Origin of the sequence: Lactobacillus kullabergensis (assembly GCF_000967195.1) — a bacterium.
Classification (GTDB): Bacteria; Bacillota; Bacilli; order Lactobacillales; family Lactobacillaceae; genus Lactobacillus; species Lactobacillus kullabergensis.
This window is the reverse complement of record NZ_KQ033876.1, coordinates 1-610: the sequence shown is the minus strand read 5'-3', so window position 1 is coordinate 610 and position 610 is coordinate 1. Positions and strand designations below refer to the sequence as shown.

The following is a 610-nucleotide window of genomic DNA, read 5'->3' as shown; positions in this document are numbered from 1 at the left end:
AGGCGATGCCTTCGTTGACTATCTGCTCTTGCGTCAGATTGTCTTTGTAGTGCCAATTGTAATGCGGATGAATTTTGTCGAGTGCCTGGTACTTCTTGAGATACAGTTTCCACGGTGATTTAAGCAGTTTGTATTCTCTGCTGATCTTTTTGAATTTCTTCATGACCTGCACGCGCAGGGAGTTGAAGGAACGCGTAAGCATTTGTACCATGTGAAAGCGATCAAGCACAATCTCAGCGTTGGGGAAGCATGCTCGCACAATGTCCTGATAGTAAAAATTCAGATCCAGAGAAACTGTTTTGACGCCTTGCAAAGCCGCAGGCGCAAACTTTTTGAAGTAGGCAATAATTGCTTTTTTATAGCGTGTTCGGAGAATCTGAACCACCTCGTGTTTGTCGGCATCAAGACAAATAAAATGCAAGGTGCGGTCAACGCCCTTAAACTCGTCGAAGGCCAGATGCTCCGGCAAATAATCATAGCTGCTACTAAACTGATGCGAGCAAGAGCCCAGCACTCTTTGCACCGTATTGACAGAAACATTGTTTTCCCGGGCAATGCTGGTCATTGAGCGGTCTTCTGTTAAAGCACTGAGAATTTTGAGCTTAGAATG

Annotated in this window: 1 protein-coding gene; it reads right to left on the bottom strand. The window is 45.1% G+C overall.

Translation table 11 applies throughout. The features are described 5' to 3' along the window. The coding region (locus JF76_RS09860) for an ISL3 family transposase (RefSeq protein WP_045929020.1) at positions 1-610 on the bottom strand (610 nt) is incomplete at both ends.